Source organism: Pseudarthrobacter sulfonivorans (assembly GCF_031454915.1).
Taxonomy (GTDB): domain Bacteria; phylum Actinomycetota; class Actinomycetes; order Actinomycetales; family Micrococcaceae; genus Arthrobacter; species Arthrobacter sulfonivorans_C.
Window position 1 is genome coordinate 764,801 of sequence record NZ_JAVDRS010000002.1, and the last position, 23,051, is coordinate 787,851.

Sequence of the window (23,051 nt, forward strand, 5' to 3'; positions counted from 1 at the left end):
TCTTCATCAGCAAGGTGAAGGGGTGGGTAAGGGTTAGCTCTTCGACATTGATTTCGCGGTCAGACCGAAGAGCGTTCTAGCAGCGGACAGTCGACCAATTGCTGGTCGGCAGTGATCGGCTGTCCTGCTGTCAGAGCGGCGAGCGTCTGGACTCCCAGAGCGCCCATTTTTTCGAATGGCAACGCAACCGTGGTCAGCTTTGGCCTGAGGTAGGCCGCAATCAGTTCCTGGTTGTCGAAGCCGATCACGGCGATGTCTCCGGGGATGGTCAGTCCCCGTTCCTTGATGGCGTCGTAAGCGCCCATCGCCATGCGGTCATTGAGGCAGAACAGCGCGGTTGGCCTTTGATCTTTGGGATAGCGGTCCAGGATTTGGCAGGCTGCCTCGTAGCCCCCATCAGCCGTCGCATACCCGGACACCACCAGTTCCGGATCCAGCTCCAGCCCGGCGCCCGCGAGTGCTTCGCGTGCACCCTCCAAACGCCCGACGGCTGCGGGGATGCGCGGGTCCAGATTGATGACTCCGATCCTGCTGTGGCCGGCCTGGAGCAAGCGTTCGACGGCCACCCGGCCGCCGGCGCGCTCGTCCGGGACGATCGAGGGCAGCTTCCCGTCCGCGTCAAAACAATTGATCAGGACAGTGGGAACCTCGTGGACGCTTTCCGGAACATGCACGCCGCGGTGGAATGTTGCCGCGTACAAAAGTCCCTCCACTCGTTGTTCCAGCAGCTTTTCAACGGCTGCATCTTCCAGGCCTTGGTTGGGTCCTACGGCATCGGCCTGGTCGGAAGGCGCGATGAGCAGGAACCGGTGGTCAAGCCAGGCTTGGTCCTGGGCGCCCTTGATGATGTCAACTGCAAACGGGGCCGTCACGATCTCGGTGACGAGTCCATACCAATCGCTGCGCTGGGAAGCCAGTGCGCGTGCTCCGGCGTTCGGGCGGTAACCCAATGCCTGCACGGCGTCGTTGATGCGGGTGCGCGTTTCCTCAGAAATACTGGCGTTTTCGCGGTTGCTCAGCACGAACGAGACCGCCGTCCGGGAGACACCGGCGTGCTTGGCGACATCATTCATGGTGACCCCGCGCTGCCGCACGGCCGCGGCCTTGTTCGGGGTAGTGGACTTCGCCATTGAATGCTCCGGTGATCTTAATGCTGGCGTTGGGCCAGCCGGTCGGTTCTGGTGCGCTCAGCGATTACTTACTTAGTAACGCGCGTTACCCGCCGAACATGTGACTCAGGTTACCCGCGTTACTTTGTCGCTGTCAAGGACTTCAGCGGCAGGGAACGGAGACGGGTTCTGGCAGGATCTCCCACCCCTTCCCGCATTCCCCGTAACGTGATCCGTATGGATAACCGAGCAGAGGTACGGCAGTTCCTGTCCTCCCGGCGCGCGCGCATTACCCCGGAACAGGCAGGCCTCGAACCGTACGGCGGGCGGCGCCGGGTGCCCGGACTGCGGCGGGAGGAAGTCTCCCGCCTGGCGGGCGTGAGCGTCGAGTACTACACGCGCCTGGAACGGGGAAACCTTGCCGGCGTCTCGGACAGCGTCCTTGATGCGATCGCGGGCGCTCTCGAACTGGACCGCGCGGAGCATGATCACCTGTACGACCTGGCGCGCGCGGCCACCACCTCAGGCCGCACCAGGCGTCCCGCCGGCTCCGCGTCGAAGGGTGTCCGCCCCGTGCTGCAGCACCTGCTGGACGCGATCACCGGCGCTCCGGCGTTCATCGGCAACAACCGGCTGGACATCGTGGCCGCCAACACCCTGGGCTACGCCCTGTACTCCGACATGTACCGCGGAACTGCGCGGCCAGCCAACCACTCACGGTTCATCTTCCTCGACCCTCGCTCGCAAAACTTCTATACGGACTGGAACAGCGCGGCCAGCGCCAACGTGGCCATCCTCCGCCGTGAGGCGGGCCGCAACCCGCACGACAAAGGCATCGCCGAGCTGGTGGGAGAACTCTCCATGCGCAGCGACGACTTCCGCACCCGCTGGGCAGCGCACAACGTCCGGCGCCACTATTCCGGCACCAAGTTGTTCCAGCATCCTGTGGTGGGGCTGCTCGAATTGGACTACCAGGTCCTGGAACTGGACGAGGAACCCGGCCACACCCTGACGGTCTATCCCGCTGTACCGGGCAGCCATTCCGAGGAAGCCCTCAAGCTGCTCGCCTCCTGGGCCGCCACGGAAGACATCGCGCGAACCGCGCAGGCGCACTCTCGGACCCGATAAAGACCCACCCAGGGCACCCTTCTCGAGGCTCTTCAAGGGGTCCCTGCCAGTACCCCTCAAGGCAGAGCCTCCCTCAGATCCCTGCGATGCGCTTTGATGGAATAGTGCCCGCGTGGTGCCAACCATCCCGCCCGGTCAACAACCTGACTCCGCAGCTCCATCCGCAAGCTGCCTGTCCCCTCTCAAACAGGAGAAAATATTGCTTACCGTTAACGCTTATGCCGCGCCGTCCGCTGACGGAGACCTCATCCCCACCACCATCGAACGCCGCGACGTAGGGCCCCACGATGTGCTGATCGAGATCAAGTACGCCGGTATCTGCCACTCGGACATCCACACCGTCCGCGGCGACTGGGGACCCCAGCAGTACCCGCTGGCTCCGGGACACGAAATCGCCGGAATCGTCGCCGAGGTCGGCACCGCCGTCACCAAGCACTCCGTCGGCGACCGCGTCGGGGTTGGCTGCATGGTCAACTCCTGCGGCGAATGTGCCAACTGCCAGGCAGGCGAGGAACAGTACTGCCTCAAGGGCAACACCGGCACGTACGGCGCCGTGGACCGCGACGGCACCATCACCCAGGGCGGCTACTCCACCCACGTCGTTGTCACCGAAGACTTCGTGGTCACCATCCCCGAAGGCATAGCGCTCGACGTCGCCGCTCCCCTCTTGTGCGCAGGCATCACCACGTACTCCCCCTTGCGGCACTGGGGCGCCGGTCCCGGGAAGAAGGTCGCCGTCGTCGGACTCGGCGGACTCGGCCACATGGCAGTCAAGCTCGCGCACGCCATGGGCGCCGAGGTCAGCGTGCTCTCGCAGTCGCTGAAAAAGCAGGAGGACGGCCTGAAGCTGGGCGCGGACTACTACTACGCCACCAGCGACGAGACCACCTTCACGGACCTCGCCGGCAGTTTCGACCTCATCATCAACACGGTCAGCGCATCAATCGACATCAGCTCCTACCTGCAGCTGCTGTCCCTCGACGGCGCCCTGGTGAACGTCGGAGCCCCCGCCGAACCGCTTCCCGTGAACGCGTTCGCACTGATCATGGGCCGCCGGTCCTTCGCGGGCTCGGCGATCGGCGGCATCCGCGAGACCCAGGAAATGCTCGACTTCTGCGCAGAGCACAACCTCGGCGCCGAGATCGAGGTCATCCCGGCAAGCAAGATCAACGACGCCTACGAGCGCGTCCTGGCTTCGGACGTCCGCTACCGCTTTGTGATCGACACGTCGACGCTCTAGAACAACGCGGGACTGACACCCCTGTCAGTCCCGCGCCCCGCGGTGCACGCCGATCAGCGTCTCCAGCGGAATCCGGGCCGTGGCCCGCTCGATCTGGGCCGAGATTCCTTTGAGTACTGGGAGGTGCCTGGTCATGGTCGAAGCGTGGGACGTCGGCAGCACCAGCCCGAGGCCAGCGCCGATCCTGCCCGTGTGAAAGACCGGGACCGCGATGGAACATGACCCCAGCCGCACCTCCTCCAGGGTGGTGGCGTACCCCTGCTCCCGGATCTGGCCCAGCTCTTCGGCGAACCGCCGCGGATCAATGTGAGTATGGGCGGTAGGCCGTTCCAGGTCGCGGTTCAGGTAGGCGTCGCGGACCCAGTCGTCCTCGAACGCGAGAATGACCTTCCCGACGGCGGTGGCGTGCATCGGGAGGCGGCCTCCCACGCGGGAGGCCCGAGGGACGCGTTTGGAGCCGTAGACCCGGTCGATGTAGAGCACTTCGTGTCCCGCCCGGACGGCGAGGTGCGCGGTCTCGCCGGTCAGGGAGAACAGGTCCTGGACATAGGGGCGGGCAGCGTCGCGGAGCTGGCGGCCGGTATTCTGCGCGAGCTCCCACAGCCGGATGCCCAGCTGGTAGCGGCCGTTCGGTTCCCGCGAAAGAAAGCCCCAATCGGTCAGTTCGTTGACCAAACGGTGCGTCGTACTCAGCGGTAATCCGGACTTTGACGCGATGTCCGTCAGGCTCAGGGCGCCGCGGGACGTCTCAAAGGCCTCGAGGATGGCCAGCACCTTGGACGTCACGGTCCGTCCGGGTTCGCGGCTGCCGCCGGCCATCACGACCTCCTCTTTCCGGGCGCCTGTCAGCGCCCGGATTCGAGTCTAGACGTGAAGCATCAGCCGATCAGCGCCAGCACGGCGCCAACGTTCACCACGCCGCCGGCCTCCGCCCGGATCCCGCTCAGCGTCCCGCCCCGGTGGGCGGCAACCTGGGTTTCCATCTTCATTGCCTCGAGCACAACCACCGGATCCCCCGCCGCCACTTCGGCGCCGGGCTCCACGAGCCACTTCACCACGGTCCCGGCCATGTCGGCCCGCAGCTCGCCGGAGTCCGCGGCACCTGCCGCAGCACCGCCGTCGTACTCCCCTGCCAGGGAAACCCCGGCCGGAACGCCCGCACCGGAACGCGCCCAGCCGTCCAACAAATCGGCGGGAAGGCCGACGGCCAGTCGCCGGCCATCGACGTCAACGGTAATCGTGCGCCGCGAACCATCCGGGACGGACGTGCCGAACTCCGGATCCGCCGCGATGGAATCCGCGAAGTCCGTCTCGATCCAGCGTGTGTGGATCCCCAACGCGGTTTCGGACGTAAAGTCCGGCGCCTCAACCACGGCGCGGTGGAACGGCAGGACGGTGGCCACGCCGGTGATCTCCATTTCGGCGAGGGCACGGCGGGCCCGGCGGAGCGCCTGCTGCCGGTCCGCGCCGGTAACAATCAGCTTGGCCAGCAGGGAATCGAACTGCGGGGCCACAATGGACCCGGAGCGGACGCCGGAGTCCAGCCGGATGCCCGGACCTGTGGGACCGCTGAACGCAGCGACGGTTCCGGGCGATGGCAGGAAGCCCCGGCCCACGTCCTCGGCATTGAGCCGGAATTCGAACGAGTGTCCGCGGGGTTCGGGATCAGACGTCAGCCGCAGCGACTCGCCTGCGGCAATGCGGAACTGCTCCTGGACCAGGTCCACGCCGGTGGTTTCCTCGGTGATGGGGTGCTCCACCTGCAGGCGGGTGTTCACCTCGAGGAACGCGACGGTGCCGTCGGCGGCCACGAGGAACTCCACCGTCCCGGCTCCCGAATAGGAGGCCTCGCGGCAGACTGCCTTGGCGGCGTCGTAAATCTGGCGGGTCTGCACTTCGGTCAGGAAGGGCGCGGGGGCCTCCTCCACCAGCTTCTGGTGCCGGCGCTGCAGCGAGCAGTCGCGCGTTCCCACCACCACCACGTTGCCGTGCTGGTCCGCCAGGACCTGCGCCTCCACGTGCCGGGGCCGGTCCAGGTACCGCTCCACAAAGCATTCGCCGCGGCCAAAGGCCACCACCGCTTCGCGGACCGCAGAATCGAACAATTCCTCGATCTGGTCCATCTCGCGGACCACTTTCAGCCCGCGCCCTCCCCCGCCGAAGGCCGCCTTGATGGCAATCGGCAGGCCGTGCTCTTCCGCGAAGGCGCGGGCCTCGGCGGCCGAGGCCACAGGACCGTCGCTGCCGGCCACCAGCGGCGCACCGGCGCGGACGGCAATCTCGCGTGCCGTGATCTTGTTGCCCAGCTGCCGGATGGCCTCCGGCGTGGGGCCGATCCAGGTCAGGCCGGCGTCCAGGACTGCCTCGGCGAAGCCGGCGTTCTCAGACAGGAATCCGTACCCCGGGTGCACCGCATCCGCCCCGGATTCAGCGGCCACTCGCAGCAGGTTGGGGATATTGAGGTAGGTTTCCGACGGCGCGTTGCCGCCGAGGCTGTACGCCTCGGTAGCGGCGCCAACGTGCATGGCGTCGGCGTCCACGTCCGCGTACACCGCCACGGATTCGAGCCCGGCGTCCTCACAGGCGCGGGCGATGCGGACGGCGATTTCTCCGCGGTTGGCGATCAGGACCTTGCGCATCAGTTGCTCACTTCGTCTGGGAATCTTGTATCTGGGAAACATCGGGGGAAGCATTGGCGGGCAGCCCATACCCGGGCGCCCAGCGGAACCGGATGGAACCGCCAATGGGTATCTGCGCGGCGAGGTCCAGCTGGTGGTCCACCACCACGCCGATCACGGGATAGCCGCCGGTGATGGGGTGGTCGGCCAGGAACAGCACCGGCTGGCCCTCCGGCGGAATCTGGAGCGCGCCCGCCATGGTTCCTTCACTGGCCAGTTCGCCGTCACGGCTCCGTGTGAGCGGTTCGCCGGCCAGGCGCATGCCCACCCGGTTGGAGCGGGGCGTCACCGCCCAGTCCTGGCCACAGAGCGATTCGAGGGCGGCGGCGTCGAACCAGTCATCGCGGGGTCCGGGAACAATGTCCAGGACTGTCACGCCGGTGTCCGGGAAGTCGGGCTGCAGCTCGGGGTTGCCCACCACGTTGGAGGACGTGGCGGCGCCGGCGCCCAGCATCTGCCCGGCGGCCAGCGGTGCAGGCCCGATCCCGGACATGGTGTCCGTGGACCGGCTCCCCAGCACAGCGTCAACTGCTGCCCCGCCGCGGATGGCCAGGTAGCTGCGGAAGCCGCGCTGCGGCGCTCCGATGGTCAGGATCTCGCCGTCGAGCAGGGCGAACGCGGTGGCCATGGGCACCTCGCGGACCTGCTCCAGCTGGTCGCCTACGTCTTCAGTCTCCAGATCGGGGGCGTCCGACGGCGTCACTACAGTCAGTGCCGACGGCGCGCCGGCCACAGCCAGCACCTGGTCGCCCACAGCCTGCACGCGCAGCCCGCCGGCAACGGATTCGACGACGGCGGCCGACGGGTCGTTGCCCACGATCCGGTTGGCGCGGCGCAGGGAGGAGCGGTCGAGTGCGCCGGCTGAGGACACTCCGAGCCCGGCGTGACCGGGGCGGCCGAGGTCCTGGATCAGGCTCTGCAGTCCGGGCGACAGGATCCGGAGGCCGGACTGACTGTCCGGTTCCCGGGCTGCCAAGGCTTCGGAATCCGAGGCAGCAACACGCGGTGCCGCAACTTCAATGAGCTCCCGCACGGCCCGGAACTGCACCCGGTCGCCGGGCGCGGCCAGGGCAGGCTGCTCCCGGCTGAGGTCCCACATGTGGGCGGCGGTGCGGCCGATCAGCTGCCAGCCGCCCGGCGACTTCCGCGGGTACACGGCCGAATAGTTGCCGGCCAGGGCCACGGATCCCGCGGGGACGGCGGTCCGGGGCGAACTCCGGCGCGGTACTTCCAGCGCCTGGTTCTCCCCCACCATGTAGCCAAATCCCGGGGCGAAGCCGCCGAAGGCCACGGTCCAGACCTGCCCGGTATGGGCCGCCACCACTCCCTCGGCCCCCAGGCCGGTGAGCCGACCCACTTCGGCGAGATCCTCGCCATCGTACACGGCCTCGATGGTGACCAGCTTGCCCTCGGCGTGGGACTGGACCGTCAGGTCCATCTCCAGCAGCCGGGCCGCCATCCGGCGGGCGGCAGCGGGCGAGTCGGCCTTAACCATCACGGTTTCGGCGGCGGCCAGGACGTCCACCTGGCCGGGCAGCGGCTGCTCCAGCAGGAGGGCCTGCAGAGCCAGGACGTCGTGGAGCCCGGAGAGTTCGGCGAGCACCGCCGTCGTTCCGACCGGACGGACGGCGAGCACCCGTGCGGCTGTGGCCGGATTACTGACTGTTTCCATGGGGATCAGGCCCGCCGCTCAGGCGTGGCTGCCCTGGGCGTTGTCGTCGTGGAGCAGGCGGAGGTCCTCTTCGGGCTGCGGGTCGCGGCCGAGGCGCATGCCCACGATGGTGATGATGGCCGTCAGGAGGATGTACCCGGCGATCAGGTACCAGCCGCCGGATGCCGCACCGTAGAGGGCGGTGAAGATCAGCGGGGCCACGGCGCCGCCGATGACGCCGGCCAGCGTGTAGGCCAGGGAGCTGCCGGCGTAGCGGAGGCGGGCCGGGAACTGCTCGGTGATGAAGGCTGCCTGCGGGCCATACATAAAGGCATGCAGGGCCAGTCCGATCACCACGCCGATGATCAGCATCACCACGGACTTGCCCGCGATCATCAGGAAGAACAGGGGAATGTAGACGGCGGTGGCGGCAGCGGCAATGCCGTAGACCCAGCGGCGGTTGAACCGGTCAGTGAGTGCGCCGGCGAGCGGGATGAGGAAGAGCTGGAACGCGGAGCCGATCAGGATGGCGGCCAGCACGTTGCCGGTGGTCATGCCCAGTTCCTTGGTGGCGTAAACGGCCACAAAAACGGTGAACAGTGCGTAGAGGACGTCCGGGCAGACGCGGGACAGGGCGGCGGAGATCAGCGCACGGGGCTGGGTGGTGAAGACTTCCTTGATGGGCGCCTTCGGCTGGTCGCCGTGGGCTGCGATGGCCTTGAAGACCGGGGTTTCCTCGAGCTTGAGGCGGATGATCAGGCCGAAGACCACCAGCAGGGCGGAGGCCAGGAAGGCTACGCGCCAGCCCCAGGAGAGGAAGGCTTCAGTGCTCAGGGAGGCCGCGAGAATGGCCAGGACACCGTTGGCCATGAGGTTGCCGGCGGGCGGGCCGATCTGGGCTGCGGAGGACCAGAAGCCACGCTTGTTGGGGTCGCCGAATTCGCTGGACAGCAGCACAGCGCCGCCCCATTCGCCACCGACGCCGATGCCCTGGGCCAGGCGCAGGAGCACGAGGATGATGGGGGCCCAGATGCCAATTGCGGAGTAGTCAGGCAGCGCACCGATGAGGACGGTGGCGACGCCGATCAGCACCAGGGTGAAGACGAGGACGTACTTGCGGCCCACCTTGTCGCCGAGGCGGCCGAACACGATGCCGCCGATGGGGCGGGCGAGGTAGCCCACCGCGAAGGCGGAGAAGGACAGCAGGAGCCCCACGAACTCATCGTTGGACGGGAAGAAGATCTTGGGGAAGACGAGGGCCGAGGCCACCGAGTAGATGGCGAAGTCGTAGTACTCAAGCGAGGTGCCGGTGAGGCTGGCGACGTACGCCTTAAGGGCGCCGGCGGGCGGCTTCCTTGCCGCCGTTTTGGCTGCCTTGTTAGTGCTGGTCATGGTTTCCTCCGAAGGGTGAGGGATGGTGCGGGGGCCTGGATGCGGCCGTGGAATGGGCTGGGCAAACTGGCTAGACGAACGAGCCGATGCTGACACCGGCGTCGCCGAGAGCGGACTTCACTGCAGTGGCCATGGCTACGGCCCCCGGTGAGTCACCATGCACGCAGATGCTCTCTGCGCGGATCTTCAGGACGGAACCATCAATGGTGCGGACGGCGGATTCGGTGGCCATCCGTAGGACATGTTCCGCCACTTGTTCCGGATCCTCAAGGACTGCTCCCGGGATTGATCGGGAGACGAGCGTTCCGTCCGGGTTGTAGGCGCGGTCCGCAAAGGCTTCGGACACGCCGCGCAGGCCGGCTCGCCCTGCGAGCCGCAGGACTTCCGAGCCCGGCAGGCCCATGATGGGCAGGCTGGGGTCAACCGACTTCACGGCGTCTACGACGGCCTGCGCCTGGGCGGTGTGCGCCACGATCGCGTTGTAGAGGCCGCCGTGCGGCTTCACGTAGCGGACTGTGGTTCCCTCAGCCGCGGCGAGTGCCTGCAGGGCACCGATCTGGTACACCACGTCATCGGCAAGTTCGCTGGGGCTGATGTCCAGGAAGCGGCGGCCGAAGCCGGCGAGGTCGCGGTAGCCCACGTGGGCACCGATGACGACTCCGGCGGCAGCTGCCTCGCGGCAGGTCCTGCGGATCACGCTGGGATCGCCGGCGTGGAAACCGCAGGCCACATTGGCGCTGGAGACAGAGGCGAACATCGCCGTGTCATCGCCCAGGGTCCAGCGTCCGAAGGACTCGCCTACGTCGCTGTTCAGGTCGATGGTTGTCATTTGTGATCCCCGTCTCATTGAGTGGTCCTACTAGGATGCACTAAATCTACGGATTGTTCAACAATCCTTCGATTCAACGATGTGACGATCGTGTAAATTCTCGAGTATGGCCTCTTCAGATCCGACAGTCCGCTCCCCCCGCACGTTGACCAATGACATGCCGGGCCGGGCCACCCGCACCGCAACTGGCCGTCTTCGGGTGGCCGTTCCGTCAGTGGCGGAGCGGGTGGCGGATGAACTTCGCCTGCAATTGGCTGAGGGGGCCCTGCTTCCGGGCGCGCGCCTGACCGAATCCACCATCGCCGAGGACCTGGGCGTCTCCCGCAACACGGTGCGTGAGGCCTTTGCCGAACTCGCGAGCGAACGGCTGGTGGTCCGCCATCCGAACCGCGGCGTCTTCGTCGCAAGCCTGGAGGCAGGGGACGTCCATGACGTCTATACAGTGCGCCGCGCCATCGAGGTCAGCGCACTGCGAGCCGGAGGCAGCCCGGAGGACGTGGCCGCAGTCCGGGCCGCCGTCGAGGAAGGAAAACGGGCCGCGGCTGCACGTGACGAGGAAGCGGCGGGCACCGCCAACCAGCATTTTCACGGCGCCATTGTTGCCCTGGCCAGGAGCCCGCGGCTGAACACCATCATGGCCCAGGTGCTGGCCGAGATGCGCCTGTTCTTCCACAAGGCCACGGTGGATGCGCAGTTCTACCAGCACTACGTGCCGGATAACGAGGAGATCTGCCTGGCTCTGGAGTCCGGGGAACTGGACCGTGCCGCTGACCTTCTACTCGCGTACCTGGACCGCTCCGAGGACAACCTTGGCGAAGTGCATGGGGACGCGGCCGACGCTGAATAAGCCGTCGGCCGCGTCCCAAGCGTCTTACTTGGCGGCGGTCACCGCTGCGCGCTACTTCGCGGCGGGCACCGGAACGGGAACCTCGCCTGTGGGCTGGCCGGCGTCCGCTGCGGCACCGGGGTTCGGTTTGACCTTAAGGCGCTTTCCGATGGCCGCACCCCCGCCCTTGCCGCTGCGGTTCTTGTTGAAGATGTCGAAGCCGACGGCCAGGAGCAGCACCAGGCCCTTGATGAGCTGCTGGTAGTCAGTTCCGAGGCCAAGGATGGACATGCCATTGTTCAGCACACCCATGATCAGGCCGCCGATCAGGGCCCCGGCCACAGTGCCAATGCCACCCTGGACCGCGGCGCCGCCGATGAAAGCCGCCGCGATGGCGTCCAGTTCAAACCCGGTGCCGCCAGCCGGCTGGGCGGAGTTGAGCCGGGCCGTGAACACGAGGCCGGCCAGTGCGGCCAGGACGCCCATGTTCACAAAAAGCCGGAACGTGACCGCCTTTGTCTTAATGCCGGACAGCTCTGCCGCGTGCAGGTTCCCGCCGATGGCGTACGTGTGCCGGCCGAAGACGCTGTTGTTCATCAGGGCCGTGTAACCGATCACCAGGACAGCAAGCACAATCAGGACGATGGGCGTGCCGCGGTAACTGGCGAGGAGGAAGGTAATGGTCAGCATCAGCAGGGCGATGAACGCGGTCTTGGTGGCGAACCAGGCCATCGGCTCATTCTCGAGTTCGAACTTCTTGCGGATCCGGCGTTCCTTGACCGCCTGGATGACCAGCGCCAGGGTGGCGCCGACCCCCAGCAGGACCGTCAGCCACTCCAGTACCGAGGTTCCGCCGGAAATGTCGGGCAGGAAGCCGCCGCCCAGCGCACGCAGCTCCCCCGGGAAGGGCGTGATCTGCTGGTTCTTGAGGGTGATCAGGGTCAGGCCGCGGAAAATCAGCATGCCGGCGAGGGTGACGATGAACGCGGGGATTCCGACGTACGCGATCCAGTAGCCCTGCCAGGCACCCACGAGTGCGCCCACCAGCAGGCAGGCGGGGATGGCGAGCCACCAGGCCCATCCCCAGTGCACGATCATGACGCCGGCAACGGCACCGATGAAACCGGCCACCGATCCGACGGAGAGGTCGATGTGGCCGGCGATGATCACCATCACCATGCCGATGGCCAGGATCAGGATGTAGCTGTTCTGGACCACCAGGTTGGTGACGTTTTGCGGCTGCAGCAGGATCCCGTCGGTCAGGACCTGGAACAGCAGCACGATCAGGATCAGGGCGACAAAGATGCCAACCTGGCGGAGGCGGCTTGTCAGGAAGCCCAGGGATTCTCGGAGGGCGGACATGTTCGCTATTCCTTCTCTTTGGTCATGAAATGCATGAGGGTTTCCTGCGATGCTTCGGCGATGGGAACTTCGCCGGTGATGTGCCCGGCGGACAGGGTGTAGATCCTGTCGCAGATGCCCAGCAGTTCGGGCAGTTCGGAGGAAATCACCACGACTGCCTTTCCTTCGGCGGCCAGCTTCGCGATGATCGTGTAGATCTCAAACTTCGCCCCGACGTCGATCCCGCGCGTGGGTTCGTCGAGGATCAGCACGTCCGGGTCGGAGAACATCCACTTGCTCAGCACCACTTTCTGCTGGTTGCCGCCGGACAGTTTGCCCGTGATGGCGGCGACCGACGGCGCCTTGATGTTCATGCTCTTCCGGTACTCGTTGGCCACCACGGTTTCCTGGTTTTTATCAACCCAGCCGCGCTTGACCAGCTTGGGGAGCGCGGCCATGGACACGTTCCGCTTGATGTCCTCGATGAGGTTCAGGCCATAGTGTTTGCGGTCTTCGGTGGCGTAGGCGATCCCGTGCTTGATGGCGGCGGAAACAGTGCCGGTGTTGATTTCGACGCCGTGCTTGAAGACTTTGCCGGACGTTGCGGTGCCGTAGCTGCGGCCGAACACGCTCATGGCCAGTTCGGTCCTGCCGGCGCCCATCAGCCCGGCCAGGCCCACCACTTCGCCCTTGCGGACGTTGAGGCTGGCGTTGGTGACCACCATCCGGCTGTGGTCCTGCGGGTGCCGGACGGACCAGTCCTCGATCCGCAGGACTTCCTCGCCGATCCGGGGGGTCCGGTCCGGGTACAGGCTCTCAAGGTCCCGGCCAACCATCCCGCGGATGATGCGTTCCTGCGTGATCCCGCCCTCGTCCATGCGGAGGGTTTCGATGGTCTTGCCGTCACGGATGATGGTGACGGCGTCGGCCACCTTGCGGATCTCGTTGAGTTTGTGGCTGATGATGATGGACGTGACGCCCTGGCCTTTGAGGTGCAGGATCAGGTCCAGCAGGTGGCCCGAGTCTTCGTCGTTGAGGGCCGCCGTCGGTTCGTCGAGGATCAGGAGCTTGACCTCCTTCGAGAGCGCCTTGGCGATCTCCACGAGCTGCTGCTTTCCCACGCTGATCTGTTGCACGGGGGTGACCGGGTTTTCGCTCAGGCCCACCCGGGCCAGGAGTTTGGCGGCCTCCAGGTTGGTTTTCCGCCAGTCCACCCAGCCGCGCGTGGCCTGTTCGTTGCCAAGGTAGATGTTCTCGGCGATCGACAGGTAGGGGCTCAGCGCCAGTTCCTGGTGGATGATCACGATTCCGCGCTTCTCGCTGTCGCTGATGCTGGCGAAGTTGCAGGGTTCGTTTTCGAACAGGATGTCGCCGTCGAAGGAGCTGTGCGGGTAGACGCCGGACAGCACTTTCATCAGCGTGGATTTTCCGGCGCCGTTCTCGCCGCAGATGGCATGGACCTCGCCGCGGTTCACCTGCAGGGTAACGTCCTGGAGTGCCTTCACGCCCGGGAAGGTCTTGGTGATTCCTCGCATTTGAAGAATGGGTGTGTTCATCGCCAATTCTCACTGACTGGTAGTACCTGGGACCGCCTGCGGCTGCAGGGGTCTACGGGAGGGGAGGCGGCCAGGACCCGACGGCGGGCCGCCTCCCTTCGACGTGGCTACTTGACGTCGGCCTCGGTGTAGTAGCCGGAGTCGATGAGCTCTTTTTTGTAGTTCTCTTCCGTGATGATCACGGATTTGAGCAGGAAGGCCGGGACCACCTTGACCTTGTTGTTGTAGGTTTTGGTGTCGTTGACCTCGGGCTCCTGGCCCTTCAGGAGCGCGTCCACCATCTTGACGGCCTGGGCGCCCAGCTGGCGGGTGTCCTTGAAGATGGTGGAGTACTGCTCGCCGGCGGTGATGGACTTGACCGAGCCCTTTTCGGCGTCCTGGCCGGTGACGATCGGCAGGCTTCCCTTGGCGTAGCCGCCGGTGCTGGTCAGGGCGGAGATGATGCCGATGGAGAGGCCGTCATACGGTGAGAGGACGCCGTGGAGCTTGGTGCCGGAGCTGTAGGCGGCGGTGAGGATGTCTTCCATGCGCTTCTGGGCCACGGGGGCCTGCCAGCGCAGGATGGCTGCCTGCTCGAACTTGGTCTGTCCGCTGGGCACCTTCAGGGTGCCGGCGTCCAGGTACGGCTGGAGGGTGTCCATGGCGCCGGTCCAGAAGAAGTTGGCGTTGTTGTCATCCGGGCTGCCGGCGAAGAGCTCCACGTTGAAGGGTCCCTTGCCGTCCACCTTCTTGCCGGCTGCATCGACCAGGCCCAGGCCGGTCAGCAGCGACGTGGCCTGCTGCACACCCACGGTGTAGTTGTCGAAGGTGGTGTAGAAGTCCACGTTCGGTGTGCCGTTGATAAGCCGGTCGTACGCGATGACCTTGACGTTTTGTTCCTTCGCCTTGGCGAGGACGTCGGTCAGGGTGGTGCCGTCAATGGCCGCCACGATCAGGGCCTTGGCGCCCTTGGTGAGCATGTTCTCGATCTGCGCCACCTGGGTGGGGATGTCATCGTTGGCATACTGCAGGTCGGCCTTGTAACCGAGCTTCGTCACGGAGTCGGAGACGTTCTTGCCGTCCGCGATCCACCGCTCCGACGTCTGCGTCGGCATCGAGATCCCTACAAGGGAGCCGGCAGCATCGCCGGAGGCGGCGGGCTCGGCGGCCGCGCCACCGCGGCTGCCGCAGCCGGTGGCCCCGACGGTCACGGCGAGGACAACCGCAACGGTGCCCAGGAGTTTCCTGATCTTCACAATTTTCTCCTTCCGCGGCCCTGTGGTCCGCGAAGTTGCTGATCGCAGCCCTGCACGTCGTTGTGCCCCCTGCGGGGCGGGTAACAGCGGGAGGAATGCGTAGGTCTGGATGGAACGGAGGTCAGCCGGCGAAGGATCGCCGGCAAATTGTTATCGCTAACAACTGGGTACAACATAGCTTCTCAAGGCATGTGAGTCAACGCACATTCGGCGTTTATCTTAGACCGGCCAACGGTGGATCCGCCTAACCCAAGGACACGTCAGGTGGCAAAAATGCGCCAGGCAGCGTGGTGTGAGGCCCCAGGTTCAAGCCGCACCAGGTCCGTTCCGGTGTTGAACGCGTCCGGCGGGCAGCTCATCGGTTCGACGGCGAGCCCCAGCCGGTTGGGCAGCGGCGGTTCCGTGTCCCCGGTGTATAGCTGGACCCAGCCGCTGCTGCGGTCCCAGGCCATCCCGACGCCGGTTCCGCCCGGGTCCCGGACCAGCACGCACGCCTGCCCTTCGCCGTCGAACGCAACATCGGTGAAGGCGTGGTCGATCGCCGTGGCGCCGATGACGCGGGCGGCGCGGAAGTCATATTCGTGCCCCGCCACCGGGCGGGTTGCGAGCGGCAGCAGCCTGTCGGCCGTCACCTCCAGGAACGTATCCGCGGGAACTTCCAAGCTCCATGCGTCCAGCGGTGCCGGACCCGCCAGCAGGTAGGGATGCGGGCACACGCCGTAGGGCGACGCCCGATCCCCCACGTTGGCGGCGGTCACGGCCGTATGCAGGCCGTCGCCGTCCAGCCGGTACCGGGCGGTGACGGTCAACGCGAAGGGGTACCCCGGCGTCGGCCCGATGCTGCTGGACAGCGTGAGCGCGGACTCTGTCCGGGCCTCCAGGGTCCAGTCGAGCCCGGGGGTGAAGCCGTGCAGGGCGCACTGCCGGGCCGGTTCGTTCACCGGCACCTGGTAGTCCACGCCGCCGAAGGTGTACGTCCCGTCGGGGATCCGGTTCGGCCAGGGTGCAACAACAACGCCGCGGAAGTGCGGGTTGGGCCCGCCGGCCGGGAACGGAACCACAAGGTCCCGCCCCCGGTGCTGCAGCACCCGCACGGCCGCTCCCCTTGCGGTGATCAGCGCGGTGTAGTCACCGTGCCGAAGCCCGTATTCGGCTCCGGTCACAGGCCGCCGGCCAGCTTGTAGTAGGCGGCGTTCCAGGCGAGTTCCTTCTTGAAGCCCCGGATGGTGGTGTCCTCGTCGATGGTCAGCAGCTCTGTCTGGGCGATCTCGGCGAAGTCCTCAAACACGTCCATGCCGACGGCGGTGCTCAGGACGGTGTGGTGCGCCGCGCCGGCGGTGAGCCAGGCCGCGGCGGAGGTGGCGAAGTCGGGCTTCGGGGACCATAGCGCACGGGCTACCGGCAGGTTGGGCAGCGGCTGGTCCAGGTCAACCACGTCGACGGCGTTCGCCACCAGGCGGAACCGGTCCCGCATGTCGGACAGGGCAACCACGACGCCGGGTCCGGCGTCCGTGTCGAAGACCATCCGCACCGGGTCTTCCTTGCCGCCGATGCCCAGCGGGTGGATTTCGACGCGCGGTTTGGTGGCAGTCAGGGAGGGGCAGACCTCAAGCATGTGGGCGCCCAGGATCTTCTCCTGCCCGGGGACGAGGTGGTACGTGTAGTCCTCCATCAGCGAGGCGCCGCCGGCCAGCCCTGCACCCATGACCTTCGCGGCCCGGACCAGGATGGCGGTTTTCCAGTCGCCCTCGGCACCGAAGCCGTAGCCATCGGCCATGAGCCGCTGGACGGCCATGCCCGGCAGCTGCCGCAGCGCGCCGAGGTCCTCGAAGGAGGTGGTGAACGCGGCGGAGCCGTTGGCTTCCAGGAATCTGCGCAGGCCCAGCTCAATCCTGGCGCTGTAGCGCAGCGACTCGTGGCGGGCTCCACCGGCGCGGAGCTCGGGAACCACCTCGTAGAGGCGCTCGTACTCTGCAACCAGGGCGTCGACGTCGGACTCCGCGGCGCCGTGCACCGCCTCGGCGAGTTCGTTGACGGACCAGGTGTTGACGGAGACGCCGAAGCGCAGCTCGGCTTCGGTCTTGTCACCTTCGGTGACGGCGACGTTGCGCATGTTGTCGCCGAAGCGGGTGAGCTTCAGGGTGCGGACGGCCGCCCAGCCGGCCGAGGCGCGCTGCCAGGAACCCACCTGGCGGGACACCTCGGGGTTGGACACGTGGCCCACCACGGTCTTGCGCGGAATGCCGAGGCGCGACTGGATGTAGCCAAACTCGCGGTCGCCGTGCGCGGCCTGGTTCAGGTTCATGAAGTCGAAGTCGATGTCCGCCCAGGGCAGTTCCACGTTCGCCTGGGTGTGCAGGTGCAGGAGCGGCTTGCGGAGCAGGTCCAGGCCCTGGATCCACATCTTGGCCGGGGAAAAGGTGTGCATCCAGGCGGTCACACCGATGACGGAATCATCCGAGTTTGCCTCCAGGGCGGTGCGGCGGATGGCATCCGAATCGGTCAGGACCGGCTTCCAGACAATCTTGACCGGGACGGCGGAGGCTTCGTTGAGGACGGCGGCAATCTCCTGGGACTGGGCGGCCACCTGCTTCAGGACATCCTCGCCGTAGAGGTGCTGGCTGCCGGTGAGGAACCAGACCTCGTACTGGTCGAGGGAGGTGTTGTTGGCGTTGGGCATGGTTTCTCCTGCTGAAAAGTAGTGGGCGACGGCGGTGCGTGGCCTGGCGGCCTGGTTGTTGGGCCTGGCGGCCTGGTTACTGGGCCTAGCGGCCGTAGACGTTCTGGTAGCGGTCGAACAGGGAGTCAATCTGGGCCGGGTCGATCGGCACGGGCTCGCCGAGCTGGCGGGAAATATGGACAGTCCGGGCCACTTCCTCGCACATGACCGCGGCTTTCACGGCTGAGCGGGCGTCCTTGCCGATGGTGAACGGGCCATGGTTCTGCATCAGGACGGCCGGCGAGGTGGAGTTCATAAGCGTCTCCACGATGCCCTGGCCAATGGAGTCGTCCCCGATCAGCGCGAAGGGACCCACCGGGATGGGGCCGCCGAACTCGTCGCCCATCATGGTGAGGACGCACGGGATCGCCTCGCCGCGCGCCGCCCAGGCCGTGGCGTAGGTGGAATGCGTGTGGACCACGCCGCCGACGTCGGGCATGTTGCGGTAGACGTAGCCGTGCGCCGCGGTATCCGACGACGGCGACAACGGCGGGTTGCCCCAGTCCACAGTGCCGCCGCTGCCGATGTTGGCACCACTGACAGGCGTGCCGTACAGGTCGGTGACCACCATGTGCCCGGGCGTCAGGTCGCCATAGGAAACCCCCGACGGCTTGATGACCATCAGGTCGTGGCCGGGCACCCGTGCGGAAACGTTGCCCGCAGTCCACACCACCAGCCCGTACCGGGTCAGTTCGGCGTGCAGGGCGCACACCTCCGCCCGGAGTTGGGCGATGGTTTCCAGCAGCGCGCTCATGCGGACACCCCGGCCGTTACGAGGGGGCGGACGGACCGGCGCTGGATGGCCTTGAGTCGGTGCATCACATCGTTGGCGCCCCTGCCGAAGTGGTCATGGAGCGTCCGGTACTCCTGGAGCAACTCCTCGTAGGCGGCAACGTTTTCGGGGACGGGCGTGAAGACGGCGCCGGGTTCGGAGCCCATGGCAGCGGCTGCCGCGCGGATGTCCGGGTAGCGGCCTGCCGCTACCGCCGCGTGGATGGCCGAGCCGAGGGCAGGGCCCTGGCTGGAACCGATGGTGGAGAGCTGGAGGCCCGTGACGTCGGCGTAGATCTGCATCAGGAGTCCGTTCTTCACCAGCCCGCCGGCCACGATGAATTCCTTCACCGGGACGCCGGAATCACGGAAGGCGTCCACGATGGTCCGGGTGCCGAAGGCCGTGGCTTCCAGCAGGGCGCGGTAGGTGTCTTCCGGCCGGGTGGCGAGGGTCTGGCCCAGCACCAGGCCGGAGAGTTCATGGTCCACCAGCACCGAACGGTTGCCGGAGTGCCAGTCCAGGGCAATGAGGCCGTGTTCGCCGATCGCCTGGCTGGCGGCGAGTTCGGTGAGGTATTCGTGGATGCCGAGCCCTGCAGCTTCGGCTGCGTGGTGGTACTCCGGCGGGACGCCGTTCTTGGTGAACCAGCCGAAGATGTCGCCGACGCCTGACTGTCCGGCTTCGTAGCCCCACAGACCGTCCACGATGCCGCCGTCCACCACGCCGCACATGCCCGGGACTTCGTGCAGTTCGGTGCCGTTCATGACATGGCAGGTGGAGGTGCCCATGATGGCCACGAGCTGTCCGGGCTCCACGGCCCGGGCAGCCGGGGCCGTGACGTGGGCGTCCACGTTGCCCACCGCCACCGCGATGCCCTCGGGCAGGCCGGTCCAGGCGGCGGCTTCGGCCGTAAGGTAGCCCGCGGCGTCGCCCAGCCGGCCGATGGTGTGCTCGAGCTTGGTGCTGACGAAGTCCTTGAACTGCGGGTTCAGGGCGGCCAGGAAGTCCTCGGAGGGATAGCGGCCGTCCTGGTAGATGCCCTTGTAGCCGGCGGTGCAGGCGTTGCGGACGTAGTTGCCGCAGAGCTGCCAGACGATCCAGTCGGCGGCCTCCACCCAGTGGTCCATTGCCGCGTAGGTTTCCGGGTCTTCTTCGAGGAGCTGCAGCCCCTTGGCGAATTCCCATTCGGACGAGATGAGCCCGCCATAGCGCGGCAGCCAGCTTTCGCCACGTTCAGCTGCCAGGGCGTTGATCCGGTCCGCCTGCGGCTGCGCGGCGTGGTGGCGCCAGAGTTTCACATAGGCGTGCGGCCGGCTGGCGAAGCCGGCCAGTTCGTTCAGCGGTGTGCCGTCCGCCTTGACGGGCACCATGGTGCAGGCCGTGAAGTCGGTGGCAATGCCCACGACGGCGGCGGGGTCGATCCCGGCGTCGGCGATCGCCGCGGGGACCGCGTGGCGGAGGACGTCGCGGTAGTCGTTGGGCACCTGCAGTGCCCAGTCCCCGGGAAGCCGGGCGGCGCCGTCGTCCACTACATCCGCGGCAACCGCCGGCAGGGATTCCGTCACCACGCCATGCGGGTAGTCGAAGACGCCGCTGCCCAGTTCCTTGCCGTCACGGACCCGCACCACCACGGCCCGCCCGGAGAGCGTGCCGAAGTCCACGCCAATGACAAAGTTTTCGGTTCCGTCCACTGAGACGTCCATCAGATCCTCCAAGTTGATTTCGCAGCATTGCGAACTCCACTATTGTTAGCGCTAACAAAGAGCGTGTCAAGGAATTTCTGGCTTCGCGTTTATTTGGAGCGGGCTCCGGCCTCAGGTAGGGAGCGGCCGGGCGGCAGTGCTGGCGCGCACCACCAACTCGGGGCCAACCACCAGGGTGCCGCCCGCGGCGCCGTCCTCGATCTGGGCGCGCATCAGGTCCATGCAGCGTTTGCCGAGTTCTTCGAAATCCTGGCGGACAGTGGTCAGCGGGGGCATGAAGTAGGCGGATTCGGGCTGGTCGTCGAAGCCGATCACGGACACATCCTCGGGTACGCGGACACCCTTCTCGCCGAACGCCCGCAGCAGCCCCAAGGCCATCTGGTCGTTGCTCACGAACACTGCGGTGGCATCTTGCTGCTCTGCCAGCTGCTGCCCGATCCGGTACCCGCTGCCGGCGCTCCAGTCGCCCTCGATTAGGAGGTCGTCGCTCAGCCCGGCTTCCGCCAGTTCCTCGCGCCACCCGTCAACACGGGCCTGGCCATCGATCCAGTCCAGCGGGCCGGAGATGTGGCCGATCCGCTGGTGGCCGAGACTGATCAGGTGTGCCACGGCCAGGCGCGCTCCGAGCTTCTGGTCCAGCATCACCCCGCACAAGTTCCCGTGGCCGGCTACGCCCACCACGATCACCGGCACATTCAGTCTCATGCCCTCCAACACCTCCAGTGTCCCGTCGTGCGGGGCGATGACAATCAAGCCATCCGTACCCTGGTCCGTCAGGTGCCGCACAGCATCGGAAATCGCCTCGGACCCGGCCCCCTTGATCGCGGCAATGCTCACGAAATAGCCCGCCTCCCGGGCGGCCTGCTGGACGCCCAGGAGCGTATTCGCCGGTCCATATTGCCCCAGTTCTGAGGCGAGGACGCCGATGGTCTGCGTGCGCCGGGTGACCAGGCTCCGCGCGGCCGTGTTGCGCCGGTAGCCAAGCTCGGCAATCGCCGCTTCCACCCGCCCCCGGGTGGCCGCGCTGACATTCGGGTGGTTGTTGATCACCCGCGACACCGTCTGGTGGGAAACATTGGCCCGCGCTGCCACGTCTTCAAGCCGCGGCTGCCGCCGGTCGTGGTTGTTCCCCATACGAGTTGCCTTCCTCCGTTTGCGGCCCGTCCGCGTGACATCAAGTTACCCCAGGGCGGCGCCGTCCATGGGGCCGCCCGGCGGACCGTGACACCAGCGGTCGGCTAGGCTGGACGGATGAAACGCCGCCTCGCCGCCCTGTCCGCCGTTCCCCTGCTGCTTCTGTTGTCCGCCTGCGGGTCGGTGCAGGAAGTTGCCGAAAACGCCGCGAACGACGCCGCTACGAAAGTGGCCACTGCCGCTGCCGACGAGGTCCGCAAGCAGGTCTGCACCGTGGTGGAGGACGGGCTGGTCAGCGCCTCGGACAAGGCCGTGCTGGGCGGACTGGTCTCCGCCGCGGACGCCGCCGGGGTCCCCGCGGAAATCACGACGCCGCTGGGCGAGATTGCGAAAGCTGGCGATCAGGTGCCCGCCGGCTCAGTCACCGCGCTGAAGAATGCCTGCGCGGCTTAGTACCGGCAGTTTCTGATAAGCAACGCGGGGTCACTTTCGGCCCAATAAACCAGGGACTATTGGGCGCGGAGTGACCCCGCGTTGCTCAAACGCTAGCGCTTGCCTTTTTTGCGTGAGCCCTTGCCACGGCCCTTGTCCGGGTTGGGCGCATACCGCTGCGCCACTTTGGGTTTCTTGACCGCGGGGCCGCGCCGGTCCGGCTTCGGTTCCTTTTTGGGCTTTTCCTGCTGGGCTGAGGGCTGCCGGGAGCTGGCCGCGGTCCGGCCGCGGACAATGCCGATGAACTCCTCGATGATCTCGTCCGTGGAATCGCTCGGCCAGGCCAGCGCGATCTCGGTGACCGGCGCGCCCGTGAGGCGCCTGGCCACCGTGTCCTTGACGTTGAAGTGCCGGGCTACAGACATCGGCAGGATCACCAGGCCTGCACCCGAAGCCACCACCTGCATGGCCATCTCCGGACCGCCCAGTTCCGCGACGTCCAGGAAAGTCTCCTGCGCCAGGTCCTCCAGGGCCACTTCCTCAAACACGGAAATCTCGTGCCCCTTGGGCGCCACCACCACGGGCTGCTCCTCGTACAACGGGATCACGTTGAGGCCCTCGCGCTCCACCGGAAGCCGGACGAAGCTGAGATCCGCGGAACCGTCGCTTAGTACGGACAGCTGCGCGCCGTCGTCGGACATGAACGACTCCAGCGGGATGTCCAGCACGCGCTCTTCCCAGCGTCGGATCCACTTCCCCGGCGTCACACCCGCCACGTAGGCGAAACGGAGCACCCGGGGCGCCTCCTGCTCCGTATCGTCGGAGGGGCTGGGGTTCTGCGGGGATTCATTGTCGGCGGGCACGTCTTCACAGTACCGCCCGCCCGGATACCCTTGAAGCATGACCTCTGCAAACTCCCAGTCCATGAAGCCGGCCACCGTTGCCAAGAAACTCGGCATCTACCTGCCCGCAACACCGCAGGAGTTCCAGGATTCAACCATCACCCGCGCCGATTTCGCCGAACTCCAGGCCAACCCGCCGGAGTGGCTCGCGGAACTCCGCCGCAACGGCCCGCACCCCCGCCCGGTGGTTGCCCAGAAGCTGAACGTCTCCATCAGCGGCCTGGCCCGCGGCGGCGTTGAAGATGCGCTGACGACGGCGGAAATCACCGCGCTGCTGCAGGCTCCCCCCGCGTGGCTGGTCACCGAGCGCTCCACCCACGCTGCCGTCCGCGCCGAAGCCCAGCGCGTCAAGGACGAGGCTGCCAAGAAGGACGCGAAGAAAGCCCGCGCCCAGGCCGAGTAGC

General features: G+C 66.7%; 20 protein-coding genes. 5 read left to right on the plus strand and 15 right to left on the minus strand.

Translation table 11 applies throughout. The annotated features are described in order from the left end of the window. Window positions 1-59: 59 nt before the first annotated feature. The gene (locus J2808_RS07505) at window positions 60-1,130 is read right to left on the minus strand and encodes a LacI family DNA-binding transcriptional regulator (RefSeq protein ID WP_309813919.1); all 1,071 of its coding nucleotides are present in this window, start codon (window positions 1,128-1,130) and stop codon (window positions 60-62) included. 216 nt (window positions 1,131-1,346) lie between these two features. Between J2808_RS07505 and J2808_RS07510 the strand changes: the two genes are divergently transcribed. Continuing rightward, window positions 1,347-2,237, plus strand: coding sequence for a helix-turn-helix transcriptional regulator (locus J2808_RS07510; RefSeq protein ID WP_309813921.1), 891 nt, complete (start codon window positions 1,347-1,349; stop codon window positions 2,235-2,237). Window positions 2,238-2,436: 199 nt separating this feature from the next. Further along, complete coding sequence (locus J2808_RS07515; RefSeq protein ID WP_309813923.1) at window positions 2,437-3,477, plus strand: NAD(P)-dependent alcohol dehydrogenase; 1,041 nt, start codon at window positions 2,437-2,439, stop codon at window positions 3,475-3,477. A gap of 24 nt (window positions 3,478-3,501) precedes the next feature. On the opposite strand, the gene J2808_RS07520 is transcribed toward J2808_RS07515, so the two are convergent. The 5 genes from J2808_RS07520 to J2808_RS07540 form a co-directional block, all read right to left on the minus strand. Further along, entirely contained in the window at window positions 3,502-4,296 is a 795-nt protein-coding gene (locus J2808_RS07520; RefSeq protein ID WP_309813924.1) for an IclR family transcriptional regulator, read from the minus strand. Between the two features lie 59 nt (window positions 4,297-4,355). After that, the gene (locus tag J2808_RS07525) at window positions 4,356-6,116 is read right to left on the minus strand and encodes an acetyl/propionyl/methylcrotonyl-CoA carboxylase subunit alpha (protein WP_309813927.1); all 1,761 of its coding nucleotides are present in this window, start codon (window positions 6,114-6,116) and stop codon (window positions 4,356-4,358) included. Between the two features lie 7 nt (window positions 6,117-6,123). Then, on the minus strand, window positions 6,124-7,827 hold the full coding sequence (locus J2808_RS07530) for a 5-oxoprolinase subunit B/C family protein (RefSeq protein ID WP_309813930.1): 1,704 nt from the start codon (window positions 7,825-7,827) through the stop codon (window positions 6,124-6,126). An 18-nt stretch (window positions 7,828-7,845) separates the two neighbouring features. Beyond that, window positions 7,846-9,198 carry an MFS transporter gene (locus J2808_RS07535; protein ID WP_309813931.1) on the minus strand — a complete coding sequence of 451 codons (1,353 nt, stop codon included), beginning with the start codon at window positions 9,196-9,198 and terminating at the stop codon, window positions 7,846-7,848. A 70-nt stretch (window positions 9,199-9,268) separates the two neighbouring features. Beyond that, window positions 9,269-10,027: a LamB/YcsF family protein gene (locus tag J2808_RS07540; protein ID WP_309813936.1), complete on the minus strand. Its 759-nt coding sequence runs from the start codon at window positions 10,025-10,027 to the stop codon at window positions 9,269-9,271. Between the two features lie 157 nt (window positions 10,028-10,184). On the opposite strand from J2808_RS07540, the gene J2808_RS07545 reads away from it, so the two are divergent. After that, window positions 10,185-10,874 carry a GntR family transcriptional regulator gene (locus J2808_RS07545; RefSeq protein ID WP_309814245.1) on the plus strand — a complete coding sequence of 230 codons (690 nt, stop codon included), beginning with the start codon at window positions 10,185-10,187 and terminating at the stop codon, window positions 10,872-10,874. Between the two features lie 51 nt (window positions 10,875-10,925). Here J2808_RS07545 and mmsB read toward each other — a convergent pair whose 3' ends face one another. The 8 genes from mmsB to J2808_RS07585 all read right to left on the minus strand — a co-directional run bounded on the left by mmsB (window position 10,926) and on the right by J2808_RS07585 (window position 21,313). Continuing rightward, window positions 10,926-12,215, minus strand: coding sequence for a multiple monosaccharide ABC transporter permease (gene mmsB, locus J2808_RS07550; RefSeq protein WP_309813938.1), 1,290 nt, complete (start codon window positions 12,213-12,215; stop codon window positions 10,926-10,928). Between the two features lie 5 nt (window positions 12,216-12,220). Then, window positions 12,221-13,750 (minus strand): multiple monosaccharide ABC transporter ATP-binding protein, encoded by a 1,530-nt coding sequence (gene mmsA / locus J2808_RS07555; protein WP_309813940.1) that lies wholly within the window; start codon window positions 13,748-13,750, stop codon window positions 12,221-12,223. A gap of 107 nt (window positions 13,751-13,857) precedes the next feature. Further along, window positions 13,858-14,985, minus strand: a complete 1,128-nt coding sequence (gene chvE, locus J2808_RS07560; protein WP_309813943.1) for a multiple monosaccharide ABC transporter substrate-binding protein — start codon at window positions 14,983-14,985, stop codon at window positions 13,858-13,860. Window positions 14,986-15,245: 260 nt separating this feature from the next. Next, a complete protein-coding gene (locus J2808_RS07565) occupies window positions 15,246-16,148 on the minus strand; it encodes an aldose 1-epimerase family protein (protein ID WP_309813946.1) in 903 nt (300 codons plus the stop codon). Continuing rightward, window positions 16,145-17,665 carry an L-arabinose isomerase gene (araA, locus tag J2808_RS07570; RefSeq protein WP_309813949.1) on the minus strand — a complete coding sequence of 507 codons (1,521 nt, stop codon included), beginning with the start codon at window positions 17,663-17,665 and terminating at the stop codon, window positions 16,145-16,147. The genes J2808_RS07565 and araA overlap by 4 nt, the downstream gene beginning before the upstream one ends. Before the next feature lie 85 nt (window positions 17,666-17,750). After that, the gene (locus J2808_RS07575) at window positions 17,751-18,458 is read right to left on the minus strand and encodes an L-ribulose-5-phosphate 4-epimerase (protein WP_309813952.1); all 708 of its coding nucleotides are present in this window, start codon (window positions 18,456-18,458) and stop codon (window positions 17,751-17,753) included. Further along, a complete protein-coding gene (gene araB, locus J2808_RS07580) occupies window positions 18,455-20,179 on the minus strand; it encodes a ribulokinase (protein ID WP_309813955.1) in 1,725 nt (574 codons plus the stop codon). The genes J2808_RS07575 and araB overlap by 4 nt, the downstream gene beginning before the upstream one ends. 111 nt (window positions 20,180-20,290) lie before the next feature. Continuing rightward, entirely contained in the window at window positions 20,291-21,313 is a 1,023-nt protein-coding gene (locus tag J2808_RS07585) for a LacI family DNA-binding transcriptional regulator (RefSeq protein ID WP_309813957.1), read from the minus strand. A 117-nt stretch (window positions 21,314-21,430) separates the two neighbouring features. Here J2808_RS07585 and J2808_RS07590 point away from each other — a divergent pair, with 117 nt between their 5' ends. Further along, a complete protein-coding gene (locus J2808_RS07590) occupies window positions 21,431-21,766 on the plus strand; it encodes a hypothetical protein (protein ID WP_309813960.1) in 336 nt (111 codons plus the stop codon). A gap of 92 nt (window positions 21,767-21,858) precedes the next feature. Here the strand turns inward: J2808_RS07590 and J2808_RS07595 are convergent, their stop codons facing one another. Next, a complete protein-coding gene (locus J2808_RS07595) occupies window positions 21,859-22,683 on the minus strand; it encodes a LysR family substrate-binding domain-containing protein (RefSeq protein WP_397428007.1) in 825 nt (274 codons plus the stop codon). On the opposite strand from J2808_RS07595, the gene J2808_RS07600 reads away from it, so the two are divergent. Then, window positions 22,646-23,050 carry a DUF5997 family protein gene (locus tag J2808_RS07600; RefSeq protein ID WP_309813968.1) on the plus strand — a complete coding sequence of 135 codons (405 nt, stop codon included), beginning with the start codon at window positions 22,646-22,648 and terminating at the stop codon, window positions 23,048-23,050. The two genes, J2808_RS07595 and J2808_RS07600, sit on opposite strands and share 38 nt — an antisense overlap. Window position 23,051: the final 1 nt, after the last annotated feature.

What these genes read in the sequence shown, in the direction of transcription:
- J2808_RS07540 (WP_309813936.1), bottom strand. Translation starts at nt 10,027, where the DNA reads ATGACAACCATCGACCTGAACAGCGACGTAGGCGAGTCCTTCGGACGC.
- J2808_RS07590 (WP_309813960.1), top strand. Translation starts at nt 21,431, where the DNA reads ATGAAACGCCGCCTCGCCGCCCTGTCCGCCGTTCCCCTGCTGCTTCTG.
- J2808_RS07545 (WP_309814245.1), top strand. Translation starts at nt 10,185, where the DNA reads ATGCCGGGCCGGGCCACCCGCACCGCAACTGGCCGTCTTCGGGTGGCC.
- araA (WP_309813949.1), bottom strand. Translation starts at nt 17,665, where the DNA reads ATGCCCAACGCCAACAACACCTCCCTCGACCAGTACGAGGTCTGGTTC.
- mmsA (WP_309813940.1), bottom strand. Translation starts at nt 13,750, where the DNA reads ATGAACACACCCATTCTTCAAATGCGAGGAATCACCAAGACCTTCCCG.
- mmsB (WP_309813938.1), bottom strand. Translation starts at nt 12,215, where the DNA reads ATGTCCGCCCTCCGAGAATCCCTGGGCTTCCTGACAAGCCGCCTCCGC.
- J2808_RS07510 (WP_309813921.1), top strand. Translation starts at nt 1,347, where the DNA reads ATGGATAACCGAGCAGAGGTACGGCAGTTCCTGTCCTCCCGGCGCGCG.
- J2808_RS07535 (WP_309813931.1), bottom strand. Translation starts at nt 9,198, where the DNA reads ATGACCAGCACTAACAAGGCAGCCAAAACGGCGGCAAGGAAGCCGCCC.
- J2808_RS07525 (WP_309813927.1), bottom strand. Translation starts at nt 6,116, where the DNA reads ATGCGCAAGGTCCTGATCGCCAACCGCGGAGAAATCGCCGTCCGCATC.
- J2808_RS07575 (WP_309813952.1), bottom strand. Translation starts at nt 18,458, where the DNA reads ATGAGCGCGCTGCTGGAAACCATCGCCCAACTCCGGGCGGAGGTGTGC.
- araB (WP_309813955.1), bottom strand. Translation starts at nt 20,179, where the DNA reads ATGGACGTCTCAGTGGACGGAACCGAAAACTTTGTCATTGGCGTGGAC.
- J2808_RS07585 (WP_309813957.1), bottom strand. Translation starts at nt 21,313, where the DNA reads ATGGGGAACAACCACGACCGGCGGCAGCCGCGGCTTGAAGACGTGGCA.
- J2808_RS07600 (WP_309813968.1), top strand. Translation starts at nt 22,646, where the DNA reads ATGACCTCTGCAAACTCCCAGTCCATGAAGCCGGCCACCGTTGCCAAG.
- J2808_RS07505 (WP_309813919.1), bottom strand. Translation starts at nt 1,130, where the DNA reads ATGGCGAAGTCCACTACCCCGAACAAGGCCGCGGCCGTGCGGCAGCGC.
- J2808_RS07530 (WP_309813930.1), bottom strand. Translation starts at nt 7,827, where the DNA reads ATGGAAACAGTCAGTAATCCGGCCACAGCCGCACGGGTGCTCGCCGTC.
- J2808_RS07520 (WP_309813924.1), bottom strand. Translation starts at nt 4,296, where the DNA reads ATGGCCGGCGGCAGCCGCGAACCCGGACGGACCGTGACGTCCAAGGTG.